This is a genomic window from Pseudomonas sp. P5_A2_2, from assembly GCF_054177685.1.
This window is the reverse complement of record NZ_JBGCUL010000947.1, coordinates 1-1680: the sequence shown is the minus strand read 5'-3', so window position 1 is coordinate 1680 and position 1680 is coordinate 1. Positions and strand designations below refer to the sequence as shown.

The 1680-nt window shown below is 55.8% G+C and carries 2 protein-coding genes; both read right to left on the bottom strand.

The features are described 5' to 3' along the window. Positions 1-1010 (bottom strand): alpha/beta hydrolase (locus ACXRVY_RS27630; RefSeq protein ID WP_458238795.1); only part of this gene is annotated, 1010 nt, incomplete at its 3' end. Between the two features lie 53 nt (positions 1011-1063). Then, positions 1064-1680 (bottom strand): zinc-binding dehydrogenase (locus ACXRVY_RS27625; protein WP_458238794.1); only part of this gene is annotated, 617 nt, incomplete at its 5' end.

Genomic DNA, 1680 nt, shown 5'->3' with positions numbered 1-1680 from the left:
CTGTTGAAGAACGTGGTCAACTTGGCGAAGGGAATCAAATTGACCCGATCGTAAAGATCCACATGCCCGGCATCTGGAACGATCAGCAACTCTTTGGGTTCGGCCGCCCGTTTGTAGGCGTCCTCGCTGAACTCCCTTGAGTGCGCCGTGGCGCCCGTAATGAAAAGCAGTGGGCGCGGGGAGATGGTCTCGATGTCGTTGAACGGGTAGAAGTTCATGAACTTCACATTGCTGGTCAGCGTTGGCATGGTAGTGGTTTGCGGCGATGCGCCAGCGGGGGTGACCTCGCCGCGCGCAGTGCGGTAGAAATCATAGAACTCATCACCCACAGCGTTGCCGGTCAGCTTTAGTGGTGAGCCGCTGGTATAGCGAACTTCGCCGCCCCAGAATTCCGCGTTACGCTGCTGCGCCGCATTGCGAATGATTTGCTGGCGTTGTTCCAACGTTACTGAGTGCTTGAGGCCGTTACGGTTGGCCGCCCCCATGTCATACATGCTGACCGTGGCGATGGCTTTCAGACGTGGATCGATCTTGGCGGCGCTGATGGCGAAGCTGCCACTGCCGCAGATACCGATGACACCGATACGCTCTCGATCGACGATCGGGCGAGTGCCGAGATAGTCCACGGCTGCACTAAAGTCCTCGGCGTAAATATCGGGCGAAACCGCTTGGCGAGGCGTACCTTCGCTTTCGCCCCAGAACGACAAGTCCAGTGATAGCGTGACAAATCCCTGCTCGGCCATTTTAGTGGCGTAAAGATTCGCACTCTGCTCCTTTACTGCACCCATAGGGTGACCGACGATTATCGCTGCACTCTTTGATTGCGGTTCGAGTCCTTTGAGGGTGAACAGGTTACCTGTCACCTTCATGCCATATTGGTTCTTGAAGTTAACCTTTTCTACGATCACTTTATCGCTGGAGTAGAAGTTGTCTGCGCCGTTCGACATGTTGGCTCCCATTGAAGAAAAAGAGATAACAAGCAGCCCTAGGGCTAGCAAAATTCCTTTCACTGCATATTCCTTTCGATTGAATGGTTGTTCACTGGAGTTTTTGACTCAGGCGTTTAGTCAGCCAACGAGGCGTTGTCGATCACGAAGCGATACTTGACGTCACCCTTGAGCATTCGCTCGTAGGATTCATTTATCTGGTCTGCTCGAACCAGTTCGATGTCGGCGACGATGCTGTGCTCGGCACAGAAATCCAGCATCTCCTGTGTTTCCGGGATGCCTCCGATCATCGAGCCGGCAATCGTTCGGCGCTTCATGATCAGGTTGAACACGTTGGGTGACGGATGCGGCGAGGCCGGTGCGCCGACTAGCGTCAGCGCACCATCACGCTTGAGCAGAACCAAAAAAGCATCAAGATCGTGTGGGGCTGCGACGGTGTTGAGAATGAGGTCGAAACTCTTGGTATGTGCCGCCATTTCTTCAGGGTTGCGCGATACGACCACCTCATCGGCGCCTAACTCCTTTGCCGCCTCGCACTTGGATTCAGAGGTGGTGAACGCCACAACGTGGGCACCCATCGCGTGGGCCAACTTGATGCCCATGTGACCCAGACCGCCGATGCCGACCACGCCTATTTTCTTGCCTGGGCCGGCGTTCCAGTGACGCAGAGGAGAGTAAGTAGTGATGCCCGCGCACAGCAGCGGGGCGACGGCAGCCAGTTGCGCCTCGGGAT